The 16,967-nt window shown below is 56.3% G+C and carries 16 protein-coding genes; 3 read left to right on the top strand and 13 right to left on the bottom strand.

Annotated elements, in window-relative coordinates:
* Window positions 1-59: 59 nt before the first annotated feature.
* From brxC to JWG43_RS03835, 13 genes are all read right to left on the bottom strand, one after another.
* Window positions 60-3,506: a BREX system P-loop protein BrxC gene (brxC, locus tag JWG43_RS03775; protein ID WP_205241479.1), complete on the bottom strand. Its 3,447-nt coding sequence runs from the start codon at window positions 3,504-3,506 to the stop codon at window positions 60-62.
* Window positions 3,503-4,060: a hypothetical protein gene (locus JWG43_RS03780; protein ID WP_205241480.1), complete on the bottom strand. Its 558-nt coding sequence runs from the start codon at window positions 4,058-4,060 to the stop codon at window positions 3,503-3,505. The genes brxC and JWG43_RS03780 overlap by 4 nt, the downstream gene beginning before the upstream one ends.
* Entirely contained in the window at window positions 4,057-4,860 is an 804-nt protein-coding gene (locus JWG43_RS03785) for a hypothetical protein (RefSeq protein ID WP_205241481.1), read from the bottom strand. Before JWG43_RS03785 ends, JWG43_RS03780 begins: the two co-directional genes overlap by 4 nt.
* Window positions 4,861-5,170: 310 nt before the next feature.
* A complete protein-coding gene (locus JWG43_RS03790; RefSeq protein ID WP_205241482.1) occupies window positions 5,171-5,656 on the bottom strand; it encodes a hypothetical protein in 486 nt (161 codons plus the stop codon).
* A gap of 153 nt (window positions 5,657-5,809) precedes the next feature.
* Window positions 5,810-6,052 (bottom strand): hypothetical protein, encoded by a 243-nt coding sequence (locus JWG43_RS03795; RefSeq protein WP_205241483.1) that lies wholly within the window; start codon window positions 6,050-6,052, stop codon window positions 5,810-5,812.
* Window positions 6,053-6,156: 104 nt separating this feature from the next.
* Complete coding sequence (locus JWG43_RS03800) at window positions 6,157-6,528, bottom strand: hypothetical protein (protein WP_205241484.1); 372 nt, start codon at window positions 6,526-6,528, stop codon at window positions 6,157-6,159.
* Window positions 6,529-7,220: 692 nt separating this feature from the next.
* Entirely contained in the window at window positions 7,221-7,757 is a 537-nt protein-coding gene (locus JWG43_RS03805; protein WP_205241485.1) for a hypothetical protein, read from the bottom strand.
* Between the two features lie 374 nt (window positions 7,758-8,131).
* Complete coding sequence (locus JWG43_RS03810) at window positions 8,132-8,452, bottom strand: ACP S-malonyltransferase (protein WP_205241486.1); 321 nt, start codon at window positions 8,450-8,452, stop codon at window positions 8,132-8,134.
* Between the two features lie 147 nt (window positions 8,453-8,599).
* Window positions 8,600-8,752, bottom strand: a complete 153-nt coding sequence (locus JWG43_RS03815) for a hypothetical protein (RefSeq protein WP_205241487.1) — start codon at window positions 8,750-8,752, stop codon at window positions 8,600-8,602.
* A 114-nt stretch (window positions 8,753-8,866) separates the two neighbouring features.
* Window positions 8,867-9,295 (bottom strand): hypothetical protein, encoded by a 429-nt coding sequence (locus JWG43_RS03820; protein WP_205241488.1) that lies wholly within the window; start codon window positions 9,293-9,295, stop codon window positions 8,867-8,869.
* A 206-nt stretch (window positions 9,296-9,501) separates the two neighbouring features.
* Window positions 9,502-10,725, bottom strand: a complete 1,224-nt coding sequence (metK, locus tag JWG43_RS03825; RefSeq protein WP_240193364.1) for a methionine adenosyltransferase — start codon at window positions 10,723-10,725, stop codon at window positions 9,502-9,504.
* 576 nt (window positions 10,726-11,301) lie between these two features.
* Complete coding sequence (locus tag JWG43_RS03830) at window positions 11,302-11,943, bottom strand: hypothetical protein (protein WP_205241489.1); 642 nt, start codon at window positions 11,941-11,943, stop codon at window positions 11,302-11,304.
* A gap of 64 nt (window positions 11,944-12,007) precedes the next feature.
* The gene (locus tag JWG43_RS03835; protein ID WP_205241490.1) at window positions 12,008-12,949 is read right to left on the bottom strand and encodes a tyrosine-type recombinase/integrase; all 942 of its coding nucleotides are present in this window, start codon (window positions 12,947-12,949) and stop codon (window positions 12,008-12,010) included.
* 774 nt (window positions 12,950-13,723) lie between these two features.
* Between JWG43_RS03835 and JWG43_RS03840 the strand changes: the two genes are divergently transcribed.
* From JWG43_RS03840 to JWG43_RS03850, 3 genes are read left to right on the top strand one after another with little or no spacing between them, the layout of a single operon-like run.
* A complete protein-coding gene (locus JWG43_RS03840; protein WP_205241491.1) occupies window positions 13,724-14,104 on the top strand; it encodes an SRPBCC family protein in 381 nt (126 codons plus the stop codon).
* A gap of 4 nt (window positions 14,105-14,108) precedes the next feature.
* Window positions 14,109-14,561, top strand: a complete 453-nt coding sequence (locus JWG43_RS03845; RefSeq protein WP_205241492.1) for a pyridoxamine 5'-phosphate oxidase family protein — start codon at window positions 14,109-14,111, stop codon at window positions 14,559-14,561.
* Entirely contained in the window at window positions 14,558-16,753 is a 2,196-nt protein-coding gene (locus JWG43_RS03850; RefSeq protein ID WP_205241493.1) for a PEP/pyruvate-binding domain-containing protein, read from the top strand. The genes JWG43_RS03845 and JWG43_RS03850 overlap by 4 nt, the downstream gene beginning before the upstream one ends.
* Window positions 16,754-16,967 lie beyond the last annotated feature (214 nt).

A 16,967-nucleotide genomic window follows, 5' to 3' on the forward strand; every position in this document is an offset into this window, starting at 1 on the left:
CTTGCGGGCTTGTTTGACCGCGCCCTCCAACTGGCGGCGCAATGGGGTGGCGAGACTGGTCATATGTGTACCGGGCCGTCTTTGAGTTTATCTTCCACCTGCTGGCGGACCCTGGCAAGCCACTGATCAAGTTCAGCCGGGGTGTTGATGATCGTACTGGGCAGGGTGACCCGTACTGCCTGGGGGTTGGCCAGCTTCGTAGCTTCAGCCAGGGCCCGGTAAAAACGCTGGGGGATGGCGTCGAGCAGGTTGCGCCGGTCAGCCAGGTCTTGAGCCTGCAGGGCGGCAAGAATCTCGTCCTCGCTGCCAAGAGCGGCCCTGGGCGGTGGGGTGAGCTGACAGGTGGCAATGAGCTTGTTACGCTGCTCCTCTGTCCGGCTTTTCCATGCCTGGGAGGCGGCCAGTTTTTTCTCTCCTGCCAGAAAAGCGGCGGCAAGTTCATCCTGCAGTTTGCCAAGGGCAAGGCGCAGAGCATTGGTCAGCTGTTTGGTCAACTCGGGCACCGGGTCGGGATCGGCCAGCAGGGTGCGACCGGTTTTCATGGCAGCAATTGATTTGCTGCTGGCCTCGGCTTCCGGGAGGCCATGGGCAAACCCCAGGAAAATCAGCAGGCGCTCCCATTTGGGCCAGCGAGCGTTTATGGCCTCAGCGCTTTTCTTCCAGGCAGCCAGCTTGGCGGTAAGGTCGTCTTTAAGCGCATGGAGTTGAAGGAGTTGAGCATTACCGCTGAGCTTCTGGAGGGCGCGGATATCCTTGGTCTCAGGAATTGCCGGGCGGGGCTCAGCGCCGCCGGCAGACTCAGCCAAGGCAAGTAGTTTGGTCAGGAACAGGCCGGCAGCTTCGGCCTCTTTGCCGTTTTGGGTGGCGACTCCGGCCTTCTGGAAGAGCGCCTTGAGTTCGAGCCGCTGTTGGACATTGAGCGGGGGGACATCGACATAGAAGCTGGCGACGCCCACCTGGTTTTGTGGCAGGGTAGCCTGGACCGGCTGGTGGTTGAGGGTAGCGCGGAGATTGCCGGCTACCAGCATGACAAACAAGGCACCATCGATGGCATCTTTGGGCCAGCCATAGGGGTTGGCACGAAAATGCGCATACAGCTCCTTCCCTTTCTTGCCCGCACCGATAAAGTCGATCACTCGGCGGCAAACCGGATGGAGGGTTGGGTTGCCCGGGTAGCCGACCTGGGCCAGGGCGGCAACGTCGCCGGTACGGGCACGGCTGACAACCTGGCCCCAGTTGCCATGGTCGGCCTCGGAAAAGTTCGGGAAGAGCCGTACCATGGCACTTTCGGCCGAATCCTGGACCTTATCGGCCAGCTCAATACCACTGGTCTCCTGCCCTCCGCCGAGAAAAACCTTGGCGCTGGCGATGATATGGCCAAGGAGTTCCTGGATACGGTGCTGGGCAACCTCCAGATGGGTCTCAATGGCCTTGCGTGCCTCAATGGACTCCGGGTTGCCAGCGGGGCCTCGACTGTCAAGGGTTTCCTGGGCGGCAAGGTACGCGGCAATGGCCTGTTTCAATTCCTCATGGTGGAGACGCGGCAGGTAGCCGAAAAGCATCGGGCTGTCGATCCCGGCCGCCCGGGCATCGTTGATCACCGATTTTTCGTCGTCGCTCCAGCCGTCTCTGAGCCACAGGGTGACCTCATCGCTGCTGGTGGAGGGTCGGCCGGAGGAAAGTTCAAAGGCAAGCTTGCGCGGCTGGAGGGAGCTGCCCTGTTGGAGTGAAACCGGTTTCAGGGCTTGCTTGGCCCCGTTGCGGAGCAGGTCCGCCCGGTGGGCGTTGATCCTTTGGTCGTCGCCCAAGATGGCGGCACGGCGACGGTTGAAATCATGGGTCCAGAGTACCCCCTCACGGGTCTGAAGACGGTACTCGGATTCAACTGCCATGAGGTGACCTTCGGTCTCCATCTGTTTGAGTAGCCTGGGGACTAGCTGTTCAAGCCGGGGGCGGTCGTTTTTCAGGTCGGTGATGAGCAGGTCGACCAGGGTTTCGGCCGTGGCCCGCACACCATCATCAACCCCTGGCGAGCGGGGTAATTTTCCGATCAGGAATATCACGGCACAGAGGCTTGAACGAAGAGCACCCTCTGGTGTCCCGTCCCGCTGTTTCCTGATGATCTCATCATATTCCCGTTCCAGTTCGCCGGAATTAATGAGATCGGTGCAGATCTGGTCGTAGATAAAATCGACCGGGACCACCGTGCCCAGCGATGAGGCGGCGGTTTGCCTGGTTGCTTCAAAAACGATCTGCAATTGGGTGCGCAACTGGGCCTTGGTGCCGGAGTGGTCGGTGTTGCGCAACACCTTTTCCCAGAACCGGCGGCGGGTGGGCAGCAGTGGGTAGTCGACGACGAGGTGTTTGTCGTCCTCATGGGTTGCCGCCAGGCGGGTGTGCTGCAGGTGGCGGGCCAGCTCACCCTGGTTGGCCTCCATGCAGGACGCGATTGCTGATTCCTGCTCAGGCTTTTTACGCAGCACAGTTTTACGGATGACACTTTCGACATCAGTGTCGGAGAGTTGCACACGCACCGCAAATCTGGCCTGCAGGCGTTGCAGGCTGGGGGTGGTGTTCAAGGCCGACTGCCCGGTGCCAACGATCAGCAGGCGGCTGCCCAGGTCGGTACAGCAATGCTCAGCGATCTCCTGGACATCGTTGGCGCGCTGGATCTTTTCCCCGATAAACTGCTGGACCTCATCGACCACCATCAGGGTGCAGGGCAGCTTCCCGTCTTGGCCGAATATCTGCTTGATGATATCCAGGGTGTCATCGATGGTTGGGAAATTGTTGTCCTTGAACTGGTCACGAATAGCCGCCTGGGCATTGGCGGCAGTAGCGTACTTCGGCTCGGCGGCGACCAGGGCCTCTGCCAGGGGCACGGAGAGTTTCAAACTGAGGATTTCACGGCCCAACTGGCGATTCTGTTGTTGCAGTGCATCCGCCACCCTGTTTTCCAGCCCGGAGGAGCGCAGCCAGAGGATGAACCTGGCCTGGGCCAGATTTTCCGGCAGGCCCGCGGCGCGCAGCACCAACTGGATAAAGGCCAGGCGGACATTGTCCATGCTTCCCGCGCCCAGGGTGCCGGCGGCGGCGCGTAACCCGCCCAGAGGCCGGCTGCGACTGCTCAGCTCGGTGAGCAGGTCCGATACCTCTGCGGGTAATGTCACCAGTGACCGGGCGGTGGCGCCGTCGGCAAAGCGGTAGTCTTCCCAGAGATAGCGGAGGACCTTGACGAGGTGGGACTTACCGCTGCCGAAAAAGCCACTGACCCAGGCAGCGCTCTGTTCGGCCTTGCCCAGGCCGTCCAGGTAAGCTTTAAGGATCCGCTCCAACCCTCGGGCATATTCCCCATCACAGACGAAGTTTTGCAGTTCAAACCGGAGTGTCCTGATCTGGCCGGCATCTTCACCGATTTCGGAAACCTTTGAGACCCCGTTATTGAGGAGTTCGAGGGTGGTCGGGTCCCGGAAGTACAGTTCGCGGTTGGAAAGTAATAAAGTCATGGGTCAATAAAGCTGGTGGTTGAGGTGATCGGGACGGCCATATAGTTGAATCCGTCACGGGCGGCCATGAAACGATAGATGTGGCCTGCATATTCCCCGGGAAACATAATGAGCAGACGACCAAGGACACTGTCCTCGACCCGCTCGATCAGGCTGGAGACTCGCATAAAGTCAAACAGCGCGGCCAGGCCGGTAACGGCGACAACACTGTCGGCAGTGACATCTTCACCGGTACAGGCCAGCCTTACCCGATCGACAGCCAGGTCCTCGATTTCGATGCTGACGGTGAAATACTCAGGTTCGGCAAAGATACCTTCACGGTAGTCGTGCGCCCCCAGCCACTCCGGTAGCAGACCGGTGAGATCGACGGTGGTCCAGCCGTGGCCTGCACCAAGGGTTGCCGCCTCAAACTGGGGCAGGCGGGCACGTACCCGTCTTTCTTCATCTGGTGGATATACAGCAAACCAGACCCGTTGCTTGCCGGCCATATTGGTTGACCAAGGCAGAGCGACCTGCCGGGAGTAGTTGGCAAGGAGACGGTCAATTCTGTTCATGATACCTCAGGTTCATAAGCGGCAAGGAGTGGAAAGCTCACTTCAACAACCTCTCCGACCACCCGCAGGTTGAGCAGCCCGGCGCGATGGGCCTCCTGCCCGATGGTTCTGGCTCGGTCGGCGTTAAGGTCAAGGAGGGTGCACCATGGGTTGGCAAAAACGGCTGCCCCATGGTAGCTGGCAATGTGACCAAGGAAGAGGGCCATGGTCACCATAACGGGAGTGGGCTTGATACGCTGACGGATCTTTTTGGTTCGGCCGCTGAGATGGCCGGACTGGGTCCAGGAGGATGCAGCGTTTCGGGCGATCTTGTTTTGGTTCAGTTCTGAATACTGACCGGGAAACGTGGTTCCCACCGCCTGGGCCAGGCTGATGACTTCTATCCGGTCGCCTTCAGCTGCCTCCTGAATCGGCTGAGTTGTGGCCCGCAGGAGAGGATCGCGAGCCCAGGCGACCTGAAAGGCAAGGAGGGCCAGGCTGGTGGCATCGATGGCATGGAGTTTACGCAAAAGACCAAAGAGTGGGACCCTTTCATCAATGGCGTAGAGTTCACGTAAATGGCGCAGCGATTTCTGCCGGGTACTCTCCGTGTTCTTGTTCAGCACGTTGCTTTGTTGGATAGCGTCGTGATATTCGGAGATATCAGACCCAACAGGCACCGCAGCCAACAAAAGATCAAGCTCTGCCAGCATCATGGTTCGGCTGACATGTGCACCACCATGGGAGAATTTCATGCCAAAATCTGTCAGCGCGGAGTTGGCGGCCGGGAAGGATGGTGAGGAAAGGTGGGGTGCTGGCACTTTATTGGTTCCGTTTCAAAGAGGTCGGGCATGGTAACAAAAACTGATTTCTGTTAACAACGCCTGTGACAGGCACCGTCGACCAAGGTTTTCCATGATCCCCGCTGAGGTTGATCAGGGTGAGGTGTGATACGCAGCGCTTACAGTTAACGGGTAACAATAGTGAAATCAAGAGATAAGTGGCTGCATGATTTCGCCCGATGATCTCAATCATGGTAGTGTCTAGAGGGCCGCTGAGCAGCTTCTCCGGTAAACATTGCGTGATCCAGTACCAATCGTGCAGCCTCTTCCCGGAACTCGTTTGAACCGGCTATTCAACGTGCAAATCAAACTTCCAATGGTTGTTCACCCATCCGGCAAGTAGGTACCTGTCCCCTACATTTGTTCGATGAAACTTTGCGATCCATAGTCTCATTTTCTGGAAAAGCCTCAGTGCCGCTTCGTCTGAATCCACCTGGAATATCATCACTCGATATTTTGAACGTGAGACGAGCAACTTCTCGAAATCTTCTTTGATTGCATTCTCGCCGCCCCACTCGCTTTCCGCGACAAGTGAAACATCGGTCATGTGGTCCGCACGATCAGATTGGTACCAAACAACGTCGTAAAGCCATTCCTTCCCTTCGTCCGTTTCACATCCATTTGCCGCTGTCAGCCACCCGAACTCCCTGCCAACTCCAACAATTGCGGCTTTCACTGCCACGGACCACGGTCTTTCCCCTTGCCATTGTTCAGTCTCAGATCTCTCTGGAATGGCTTCCAGTGCAGATTGAATTGCTAATTCGACGGTATCCATCAAACCCACCCGCTAACAAGTAATATATTTACTGGTAACCACCGGCACCAGGCAACACTTGGCACCGAAAACAGCCATCTCCTGACATATCATTTTCTAGCTGTAGAATATCACAACAATCATGCTGACCCAAAATTAAATACCTCAAAGCTGTCATATCAGGGGCCTGAAGCTATATGGGGGCTCAATGCCGACCACTTCCCAGGAGTGCTGCTTTGGAAAGGCTCCGCTCCCTAGCGCACGATTTTCCCAATCTATCGCCATGCCGGGAGTAGCTGACAAAAGGTGCATATTCCAGTGAAAATGAACCACAGGTTCCGGCGTAAAGTGGGCCACCCCTTCCAGCGAGCTGATGTCTGCAACGACTTCTTCCAGGATGGCTGTCTTGGCCGCCAATTCCTCCTCGATCCCGAAGTATGTGCGTGGGACCCAATTACCTGGGTCGTTCTGTTTGCGGCGCCCCTCGGCGCCCTTGATCCCCGTCCCGTGGTAGTTGGGATCTAGGGTTTCGAGCCCTTCGTGCTTTCCGAAGTGGACGAGTCCAACCCGTCCGTCTGCTCGGAGGGGGAGTCCTCCGTCCACTGATTCTTGGCGGCTTCGTAAATCCCCTTGTTCAGCCACGCGTCCAGCTTCTCGTCCACTTCCTTGTCGATCTCCTCCTTGGTCTGAGGCTTGGAAGAGGAACTCGCTTTCGGTTGCTGATCCGGAAACTGGACCGCCTGCATCCTGTACACCTCCTCCGCTGTCTTGCCCTGGTTGGCCTTCATAGCGGCGTACTGCCGCTTCAAGTCCTTGACGAATGGGTTGTCCGAACCATGACTGGCCTCCAACCTCGCTATCTTCTCGGGCATCTCGTCGATCAATGAAGCCATCGTAATCCTCCTTACCAAGCACGACCGTGTCGTACTTGTACACTTGTGCGTGGGCCACCCCTTCCATCGAGCTGATATCCGCAACGACTTCTTCCAGGATGGCTGTTTTGGCCGTTACCTGTAACGGGGTGTCATTCGCGAGCACGATATTCTGCAGTGCCGGGGTGGCATGGTCACTTTCCGGTATGGCCATACCAAAACGGAGAAGACCGGGTCAGGGCCGTCACAACCGAGTACTTCCTCTCCCTGCTCATGCTACATGAACTCACCGGGGGTCATGGCGGGCCAGGTCGCATGGCTCTCTCCTCTCCAACAAGTGGTCTTGCGGATCGCAACCTGGCGGGGTTTGGCAGACAACCTGAAGCGCCACGACCGGCAAATCACCTGTCCGCCCTGCTGGGGGCCATGGTGATTATCGCAATAAGGATTGTCCTGCCACCGGCCATGGCCGCTGCGGTACAACCACAGGTGAGCCGGAGGCGTCGGGTATGCAAGAGAAAGCCACGATAGTACCGGAGGGGCAAGTGCCGGCTTACAACGGAACAGGGCCATCTTCCTGTTTCCTGCCACCCCATCGCCTGATTCAACCCTCTCGGCACCAAAAAGCTCTTTTCTATAGATGACCACCGGGCTTGCCCAACAAACGGTTTCAGATTGTGGCTCGCTGCGCTCGCACAGTCTAACCTTATTCGTTAACTGCTTGCTCTTGCTCGCTCCAAAGCCTCCAGAAACCTTCTAGTCCATTGTTCATAGCTGAATCCAGTTGAAGGATGCTGTATTACACATACTTCGATGTCACTAGATACTGCTCGAATATTTCTGCCAAGTTCTATACCAAGAACCAATATCAGTTGAGGATTGAGATCGCGAATAATCTGAAGAAAAGGTTCCCTTGCACTCTCCCACATATCTGCTGTTGGTCGCACTCTTGGATCGGTGCTGACAAAACCTTGGATATAGTTATAAAAGGAGATATGTTCCCATACTTCGCCGCGTGCCTCGTTATTTAGCCAGGTATTCCTATCAAGCCCGAGCAAGACCTTAGAGACCTTGGTAAAAAAGGAATGTCTTTCACCTTGAGCAAGCCGACGTACAACTTCGGTTGTCACTGTTGGCCTAGTTTCCGCTTCATCTCCATAATGCGATTCTCCGAGAACAAGAACGCGCACCCCAAAACGATTATTGGCTCTGTAAAGATTTCCTATCCAAGGCTGAAAAATAACGGGCATCGGAGCTCCTTGTATGGATAACAGGTAAGTATTTAGTTTCTGGGTAACTCAGTCAGATGGCAAACACCTGACACCGAAACAACCATCTCATTATCGTGGCACATCACTTGTTAATGATAATATCACAATCATCATGCTGACCCAAAACTAAATATACCGCCCCATGGTGCTCGTAGAGTCCTCGGTCAGGAAGAGGCGGTAGTCCCCACTCTGGTACTCTTCAAGGGGCTTGACCTCAACAGCAGCAAAATACTTATTGCTGGCGGAGACCATGGCCTCACGGAAAGCCTTGCCGTCCGTGGTCTCTATATAGGAGGAGGGGGTTGCCCCGAGCTGTTCTATTTGTTTGACCAGCTCGGGTTTGGGGGTGTAGATCAGTACATCGCGTCCAGATACTCTCTTGCTCTTTCGATCGTAAGCAATGGATTGTCGTCGATTAACTCGAGGATTTCCTCGTAGTAGGGATCGGAGGGATCTAAGGGTTTCGCCTTTGGATCGAGGAGGAAGGGCGGTATCGACTCCCTCTGCTCGGCCGGCAGGTCCTCCAGCTTCGTCCCGTCGAACGCGAGGTCCAGGTAATTCTGCAAGGAAACTGGAGTCCGGTACTGAACCAGACTGCGAATAATTGGATCCATACCAGCTTGGGGGGTTGATTCCTCCGGCCAGCTCGGTAACTTGCTCTCTTGCTTTTTCAAGGGATAATCCTCCTTTTTTGTATTGGTCGCAGATCGCATCGATTGCAGCGACCAGGGGATTGCCAAGGGGTATGAGGACACCTCCATACCCCTCAGCATATTTTTTAACGCAGGACCCCTGGCAGCCTACTGCGGACAAGTCTGGATTCAATCCGGACCTTCGGCGATGAACCGGAGAGCATAGCCATTTTGTTCGGCAATCCGATTGGCCTCATCGATCGAGATACGTAGCTCGGCGGCAAAATAGCTGCTGCCCGGACAACTTCCCTCAATGATCACAACCCCAAGATCCTTCATCATCGTCCTGTTCTCCGAGAGGAAATGTTCATAAGCAGCCCCTTGCGCAGTTCCTGTCTTATAGAAGAATTCCCATTCATTATCCCAGTCAGGCTCCTCGTTCAGCCAGGCCTCGATCTAGGCATTGATTGCTTCACGGTCCTTGCCATCGGCTTGTTCGAACCAATCATACCATTCTTCCTCCACCTGTTCTTCCAACGCCTCCCTGTTCATACCGCTTGCCGGAGGCTTGCGCTGTACTGCCAGAAGAAGCTCTTGGTGATATAAATTCTTGATCCTTTCTTCGAGCGCATAGCTTCTTTCAAACGCGCCCCAATCGATATCCTCAACACGGGAATACCAGTACAGTTCTCGGCGTAATCGCGGTGCAGTGAAGTTCGCATAGGACAGGGTCCCATGTGCATCAACCTCGAACAGGTCCCATGCTTTTTTCGCGTGATGCCAAGCCGTATCCACTTCTTCTTGACTGGCGTTGAGTAAATCCAACGGAAGGGTGATTGTCACTCCCAGAGAGGCAAGTGTTCTCAAAAAGGTTCTTCGATTCATATTATCTCCTTTGTACCAGATTCACGGATATGGCTGGGCCGCACGTTGGGGTCAAATCCAGACTTCGGCCCTGATCTCTCTGGTCATCAATGCCCTGCTGCCCCAGGTCCAGCAAGGGGGTGCCACGGTTCTCCTGTGCCCCTGGGTACGGACACCCAATAATCGCATGATCGCCCCGGGAGCTTGTGGCCTGAACATTCATCTGATCAGGCATGGCAGCCCTCCTTTTCAATGGAGATAACTCGCTGGATCTTCTCCACCCGATCGGTCCGCTCCCATGGCAGGCCATCCCTGCCGAAATGACCATAAGCGGCGGTCTGGGCATAGATGGGTCGGCAGAGGTCCAATGTTTTGATGATTCCCGCCGGGGTCAGGTCGAATACCGCCCGGATTGCCTGCTCGATGGTGGTATCGTTGACCTTTCCTGTTCCGTGGGTATCAACGAACAGGCTCATCGGTTCCGCCATCCCGATGGCATAGGCGATCTGGATCGTGCAGCGGTCTGCCAGGCCGGCGGCGATAATATTCTTGGCCATATATCGGGCCATATAGGCGGCGGACCGGTCTACCTTGGATGGGTCCTTGCCGGAGAAGGCACCGCCGCCATGGGGGCAAGCGCCACCGTAGGTATCGACGATGATCTTACGGCCGGTCAGGCCAGTATCACCCTTGGGTCCGCCGATGGTGAATCGTCCGGTGGGATTGATCAGGGTCCGCATCCCCTGCTGGAGGTCCTTGGGGATGACCGGCACAATGATCTGCTCCAGCACTTCGTTTCGCAGGATATCGAGGTTGATCTCTTCCGTATGCTGGGTGGAGAACACCACGGTCTCGATCGAAAGGGGGTGGTGGCCCCGGTAGCGGACGGTGACCTGGCTCTTGGCATCCGGCCGCAGCCAGGGGATCTTGCCGCTCTTGAGCAGGTCTGCCTGCCGCTGCACCATGCGATGGGCAAGCATGATCGGCAGGGGCATCAGTTCGGGAGTTTCCTTGCAGGCATAACCAAACATCATCCCCTGGTCGCCGGCACCGAGCCGGTCGTCCTGGTCCACCCCCCTGGAGATATCAGACGACTGCTGGTTGAATCTGACCAGGATCTCACAGCGATCGGGATCGATCCCCGGGAAGGTGCTATCGTAACCGGTGTCCCGCAGTACCTGACGGACCAGGTTCGGAGCCGCTTCCCGGATGAGGTCGCACAGACCCGGCGGGGTGGTACGGAACTCACCGGCAAGGACGACCAGGTTGTCGGCAAGGAAGGTTTCACAGGCCACCCTGGCTGTCGGGTCGCGCTCGAGGAAAGCATCCAGGACGGTGTCCGAGATCCGGTCGGCGAGTTTATCGGGGTGTCCTGCAGAAACCGATTCCGAGGTGAACAGGTAGGGGCGACCGGAGATTTCACGGTCAATTGATAAGGTGGGATCTGACATGGCTCACTTCTCCTCTGCTCTGTAGTGTTGAGTGTGCGCATGGCGCCACACAGAGCAGGTCAGTGGGCCAACGCTTTAGCAGCATTTATCAGTCGCCCCGCAAGTTGTTGCTTAAATCGGCGACGCCCGGATTGCCGGACACAAAAAAAGCCCGCTTCAGCTTGACGGCCAAAGCGGGCTATTGCTTGTTTCTGATGAGCCCTCTTTTAGCAGTATTTATTAAGCGCCCGCAAGCTGAGTATCCAAATCGGCGCTGTTGTATATATACAGAAGCCGGGCAGAGAGTTCAATATCTTTCTTGCCTCCTGGCGGTACCCGCATTCTGCGGGTCAGGACTTCGTCCCGCAGAATGTGGATCGACCATCGATAGAACTGTGGGCAGCACCCCCGGGGGGCCATCCCCCATACACCCCCCGAGGGGCCCCAGGGGGGCCCATTAGCATCATTGGTTGGCCATACACATATTTTCAGAAGGTTATGTCTCTGTGGTCAAGGGATAGCTTGCTATTCTGTGCATAGAGCGAGCGGTCTATTGGAACCTGCAAAACGATCTGAACTCTCCCCCCCGCTGCCCTTCTATCCTTCCTGCCGCTCCAGACTGCGCCTTTTACGACAACGAGTTGAGCAAGTTTTGGCGTCAGTCCTTCTGGGCAGAAACAATTGCCCACAGGTTGAACAGCGGGAAAGGTACTTTCCTGCACCAATCCTAAGAAACTCACGGAGCAAAGCCGAAACGATTGCCTCAACCTGGAACAGGTCGTAACCATATACTTTCTCTTGTGCCAGGACTGTTCTCTCCTCAATTTCTTCACTGGTGAAAATCACCTTTCCAGGTTTGAGAGCTTCGCATTTACCCAATAAATCATGCAAGCGATGATCATTCTGCAAACCATCATACAATCTACGCCCGGCTTCGATATTACTGTGAATACTTTCCACGGTATTTTTGATGCATTTCCGGGCATCGTAGAGTTCAGAAAGCGTATGATAGGTAAGACCTGCATCCAAGCTTCCTGCAACCCAAGGACGTTCTGGATAGTCATGGCATGCCCATATCCGCTCGGCCTTCGGTGCACTTTTCAAGGCGACCATGGCCGGGCTGGCGGTGACATCCACCCAGTTATCCACATCAACTGCCTTTGCCATTTCATCAAGCAAATTAACCAGACTGAAGGCAGTGAGGTCCTCATAAACGTACCGGGCCAGTAACGATGCCACAGTGAGAGTCCGCTCGAGACTCCTTGATCGGGACCAGCGGCGATTCTGTGTTGCCTGCCCTTTCTCAGCCATGCTGAGTCCTTCTGATGGAGACCACTTTGTCTTGAGCGTTTAAAGCATTTTCCATCGTATCGATGGCAGCACGTAACCGAGACGGGCAGAGGTGACTGTATCGCTCCGTCATTTGAATCGACTGATGCCCCAGGACCTCTTTTATCGAATACAACTCGACCCCGGCCATAGCCATCCAACTTGCGCAGGTGTGACGCAATACGTGGAAAGTAACCTTCTGCCTCCGGTCGGTGACACCTTCATTGAATCCCAGAGCATCAACAGCTTTATCGAAGGAATTACTGATCGGTCCTTTTCGCAACTCCCCTTTCCGGCTGGGGAAAACCAAGGCCCCGGTACCGGCTTCCTCTGCAATATGCTGGAACATTTTCCGAACCCGTTCGGTCATGGGAACGTGGCGGTTCTTTCCAGATTTTGTGTCACGAACCGTGAGCACATTGTGGGTCAAATCCACATCAGACCAGCACAACCCACATATCTCACTCAGGCGCAAGCCTGTGTGCAAAGCCAAGAGAGCCATGTTATGAATGGTCATGCTACGCTTTGCGATCTCAATCAGTAATGCTTCCGCTTCATCATGGGAAAGAAACCGGGTCCGTCTATTGTCAAACTTCATCTTTTTCACCGCAGCAATAGGATTTTGACCGACATAAAACCCTCGCTGGATGGCAACATTGATCACCATGCGGATGACGGCAAAAGTATATTCTATTGTTCTGGGTGCGCGCCCTGCCTTGACGAGCCCTTGCTTGACCCGTTCGATATCCAATACGCCAACCTCTCTGATGGGTCTTTTACCAATCACAGGCAACACCCAGAGACGCTGGAGGATTCGTTCTCCCCTGGCAGTGCTCGGTTTCTTGTGTACAAGTAAGGGTTCATATTGCTCGCGATAGAAGGTTTCATAAGAGACTGTAAGCCTCTCCTGCTCCAAGGCGGCAGCTTTTGCAGCCTCCTCAGCTTCTCGTTGGGCCTTTTGCCGGTCAGCAAGTTTACCCGAACCCTTACCGAGGCGTAATTCCTCCTTGAGGTCCGCCATAAGCAATGCGGCCTTGTGGAGAGTCATTCCCTCCGATGCCCATCCGACCCCTTGGTCAACGGCATTCCCACCCACCTGGAACCGGATGTTGAAATATCTATCCCGCTTGACCCCATGTTTCCTGGTCGGATGTTCCCGATACCTGATGCCACTGATATCTGTCTTGATCCACTTGTTCGCCATTTGGTCACCTCACAACCTATCCCAATTCTGTCCCAACATAGTCCCAACATAGTCCCAACTTTTTGAGTTAAGAAGAGGGATGAAGAATGAAAATATGTGAGGTTAAAATACAAGATATCCAAATACAAGTCAATATACAAGAACGCTTTAAATTAAGAAGCGTGACGGCCAGTGAAGCCCAATTTTTCGGACTCTTAATCAATTGGTCTGGGGTTCGAATCCCTAACGGCCCACCATAAAAACAGGCACTTAGCTGGCATTCAGTTAAGTGCCTGTTGTTTTTCCCGCCGACCTGCCTTACAATCACTTTGCTAAGGATATACGCAGCCCGCTGACCCGAGGCGGCTGAAAACATCCTCAACCGGTGAGCATAGGGCTCTTGTCCGGGTCTATTTTCCGCAACAGAGACCGCCGGTTGTCGCCAATCCGCGGCAGGGAGTGCGCTTTTCCCTGCTCCACCTGACCTCACCCCCTTGAGGAGAGCTGATGCAGCTGACAACCGCCGTTGAGGTCAGGGCTTCGCTCGCTGCCGCCTGGGAACTGCTGATCGATACCCGACGGTGGCCTGAGTGGGGCCCCTCGATCATAGGGGTCGAGAGCACAGAGCGCTGCATTGGTCCAAGGACGACCGGCCGGGTGCGGACCGCCATCGGTCTCTGGCTTCCCTTCCGGATCACCCACTTTATCAGCAATGAGCAGTGGCGGTGGCGTGTTGCCGGTATTCCGGCCACCGGGCACCGTGTCGAACCCGTTGCACCGGACATGACCAGAGTGATCTTTGAGGTCCCGCTGCTGGCTGCTCCTTACCTCGTGGTTTGTCGTCTGGCGGCGCAACGAATTAAAACCATCCTTGAAGAGGTACCATAGCCTGATGAACCCCACCGCTGAACAACTTTCCATCGCCCGGGAACTCTGTCGGAGCCAACCTCTGGCGGTCCTTGCCACCAATGGAGGCTCCCATCCCTATGTCAACCTGGTGGCCGTCGCGGTGACAGAAGACCTGCGCACCCTCTATTTCGCCACCCCCCGCGCTACCCGCAAATGGGCAAACCTGAGCAGGGACCCGCACATTTCTCTGCTCATGGATAATCGGAGTAACCAGGTTGCCGACTTCAGACAAGCCGCCGCAGCCACGATCATCGGATCAGCCTTCGAAACAGAGCATTCCGAGCGGGAAAAGGGGTTGGCCATCTATCTCGACAAACATCCCCACCTGGCGGATTTCGTGACCGCACCCAGTTGCGCGCTGTTTAAAATGCAGGTCGACCACATCTATCTGGTGACCCGCTTTCAGAATGTCATGGAATTTCATTTCACCGCATGAAGCCGCTCTGCCTGGCCCTGAGGGAAGTACCCGCCGCTGCCGTGTCGTTGGTCGGCGGTAAAGCCAAGGCTCTGGGCCGGTTGGTCCACGCCGGTCTCCCTGTTCCCCAAGCCGTCTGCATCACCACCGCGACCTATGAACAGTATCTCGATGCCACTGGCTTGCGGCAGCGGCTGCCACTCCTGCTGGAACGGAAATCTTTTGCACACATGCGCTGGGAGGAGCTTTGGGATCTGGGCCTGCGGATCCGTAATCTTTTTCTCAATACGCCCCTGCCACCCGACCTGACTGACCACCTTTCGGCGTGCCTGCCCCCTGACTTGATCAGGCTGCCGCTGACGGTTCGTTCTTCCGCCCCGGTGGAGGATTCGGCTGCCGCCTCTTTCGCCGGTCTCCATGACTCCTTTGTCAATGTCCATGGTCTGCCAGCCCTGCTCGACAGCCTGCGACTGGTCTGGGCCTCCCTCTGGTCCGACCGCGCCCTGCTCTATCGCCAGGAACTGGGCCTGGACCCTGCCGGCAGTGCCATGGCGGTCCTTGTCCAGGAACTGGTGGCGGGAGATTGCTCGGGAGTGGCCTTCAGCCGCTGCCCGGGCCGGGAGGATCTGGCCGCGATCGAGGCGGTCTGGGGGTTGAATCAGGGTCTGGTCGACGGCGATATAGAACCCGATCGGCTGCTGCTCGATCCCCTCACGGGAAAAATCATCGAACGGCACACACCTGCGCGGACCCATGCCTGTCGACCTGCCAGTACCGGCGTCGCTCTGGTGCCGCTTGCCCCCGAGCAGCGGAAAGCAACGCCGCTCACCGAGGCCACCGCCGCCCGGGTGCTGGCCCTGCTGCGGCAGGCCGAGACCCTGTTTGCCGGACCGCAGGATCTCGAGTGGACCCTGGCGCAGGATGCGCTCTTAACGCTGCAATCGCGGCCGATAACCACCTCGACCGCAGCCCTGGACGATGGTGAACGTTCCTGGTATTTGAGCCTGCATCGCAGCCTGGCTTCACTGCAAGGTCTGCGCCGAACCATCGAGGAGGAAACCCTGCCGGCAATGGCTGCTGAGGCTGCCCATCTGGCGGCCATTGATCTCGTTTCCCTGGATCATGCCGCTTTGGCGGCTGCCATCAGGGAACGTTTGCGGATTCTTGAAAACTGGCAGGAACAGTATCGGCAGCTCTGCATCCCCATGGCTCATGGGATCCGCCTCTTTGGCCAGGTGTACAACGATCAACTGCGACCAGAGGATGCCTTTGCTTTTCTTGATCTCCTCGCAGGTGATACCGGTCTGTTGGCAGTAGAGAGGAATCAGGCTTTGCTGAAGCTGGCCGAGATGCTGCGCAATGACCCTGCTCTGATCGCTCATCTGCGGAAAGGGGGCCAGCCCGACCCTCTTGCGTCTTTTTCTGTCGCACTGGCCGAGTTCACCCATCGTTTCGGCGATCCTGCCCTCGCTTCACAGGGGATGGCGGCCGGTGCTGATCCCCTGACAGTCCTGCTCCTGGAGATGGCTGAAGCATCGCCGGTTCCCACTCGCTCCAGGCAGGCTGATGAAGCAGAGTTTCTGACCTCCTTCCCACCAGAAAAACAGGACTTCGCCCGCGAGATCCTGGCAATAGGCCGAGCCAGCTATCGGCTTCGCGATAATGACAATCTGTATATCGGCCGATTATCGCAACGGCTGCAGGAAGCCAGGAATGAGGCTGCCCGGCGCCTGCAGGATGCGGACATCCCGGAACTGGCGGCACTGGTGAATCCGGCGGCAAGGGATACGGTAAGGATTGCCGCCAGCCCGGGCCAGGATCCCGCGGTTGCCGGTTTCAATGGATTAGATTCCACCCGGCTGCAGGCTCGGCAACTGGTGGGCCAGCCTGCCGGGCCTGGTCTGGGTGTCGGCCCGGCCAGGGTGATCAGCCAAGCGGCTGATCTCGGCTCCTTCAAGGCCGGGGAAATCCTGGTCTGTGATGCTGTTGATCCGAACATGACCTTTGTCGTTCCCCTGGCCGCTGGTCTTGTCGAACGAAGAGGGGGCATGCTGATCCACGGCGCCATCATCGCCCGTGAGTATGGTCTTGCCTGCGTCACCGGGGTTCCGGATGCCACTCGCCTGATCCGCTCGGGCGAAATGCTGACCGTTGACGGCTACCTCGGTCTGGTGACCATTGCTGGGCAAAAAGCACCGAATCTGAATCCGTGACGGCTGGACTCTTATTTTGGATATATCCCGCTGTACTCACATTGTAATTGCAGCAGAATTCTTGAAGATAACCTTCACCAGCCGCCCTTCGGGGCGCCCATCCGCACGCCATCTTCATTGCCCGTAACCTTTCGATAAAGTGTAACTTTAATCGAAAGGTCACGGGCAACAAAGCTGAGGCACGGACAACCGTTCACGGATCCAGGCCGGAAAA

It is taken from the genome of Desulfobulbus alkaliphilus (genome assembly GCF_016918545.1).
Classification (GTDB): domain Bacteria; phylum Desulfobacterota; class Desulfobulbia; order Desulfobulbales; family Desulfobulbaceae; genus Desulfobulbus; species Desulfobulbus alkaliphilus.

Excerpts from the sequence above, each read along its gene's own strand:
- JWG43_RS03840 (WP_205241491.1), top strand. The coding sequence starts at position 13,724 with ATGCAGCTGACAACCGCCGTTGAGGTCAGGGCTTCGCTCGCTGCCGCC.
- brxC (WP_205241479.1), bottom strand. The coding sequence starts at position 3,506 with ATGACTTTATTACTTTCCAACCGCGAACTGTACTTCCGGGACCCGACC.
- JWG43_RS03790 (WP_205241482.1), bottom strand. The coding sequence starts at position 5,656 with ATGGATACCGTCGAATTAGCAATTCAATCTGCACTGGAAGCCATTCCA.
- JWG43_RS03815 (WP_205241487.1), bottom strand. The coding sequence starts at position 8,752 with ATGATGAAGGATCTTGGGGTTGTGATCATTGAGGGAAGTTGTCCGGGC.
- metK (WP_240193364.1), bottom strand. The coding sequence starts at position 10,725 with ATGTCAGATCCCACCTTATCAATTGACCGTGAAATCTCCGGTCGCCCC.
- JWG43_RS03805 (WP_205241485.1), bottom strand. The coding sequence starts at position 7,757 with ATGCCCGTTATTTTTCAGCCTTGGATAGGAAATCTTTACAGAGCCAAT.
- JWG43_RS03820 (WP_205241488.1), bottom strand. The coding sequence starts at position 9,295 with ATGAATCGAAGAACCTTTTTGAGAACACTTGCCTCTCTGGGAGTGACA.
- JWG43_RS03850 (WP_205241493.1), top strand. The coding sequence starts at position 14,558 with ATGAAGCCGCTCTGCCTGGCCCTGAGGGAAGTACCCGCCGCTGCCGTG.
- JWG43_RS03800 (WP_205241484.1), bottom strand. The coding sequence starts at position 6,528 with ATGGCTTCATTGATCGACGAGATGCCCGAGAAGATAGCGAGGTTGGAG.
- JWG43_RS03780 (WP_205241480.1), bottom strand. The coding sequence starts at position 4,060 with ATGAACAGAATTGACCGTCTCCTTGCCAACTACTCCCGGCAGGTCGCT.
- JWG43_RS03845 (WP_205241492.1), top strand. The coding sequence starts at position 14,109 with ATGAACCCCACCGCTGAACAACTTTCCATCGCCCGGGAACTCTGTCGG.